General features: G+C 70.0%; 1 protein-coding gene. It reads left to right on the top strand.

The features are described 5' to 3' along the window. On the top strand, positions 1 to 227 hold a 227-nt coding region (locus ELR45_RS41240; protein WP_476704138.1), incomplete at both ends, for a P-type ATPase actuator domain-containing protein.

Consider the following 227-nt stretch of genomic DNA (forward strand, 5'->3'; position numbering starts at 1 on the left):
ATGATCACCGGCGAGTCGAACCCGGTACCCAAGAGCCAGGGTGACCAGGTGGTCGCTGCCAGCGTCGCCGCTGATGGATCCATCCGGGTCCGGGTCGGCGCGGTCGGAGAGGATACGGCGCTGGCCGGCATCGAGCGGCTGGTGGCTGAGGCACAGGAGTCCAAGTCGCGCAGCCAGGTGCTCGCCGACCGGGCCGCTGCGCTGCTGTTCTACGTCGCTGTCGCGGC

It is taken from the genome of Phytoactinopolyspora endophytica (assembly GCF_004138495.1).
In the GTDB taxonomy this organism is placed as follows: Bacteria; Actinomycetota; Actinomycetes; order Jiangellales; family Jiangellaceae; genus Phytoactinopolyspora; species Phytoactinopolyspora endophytica.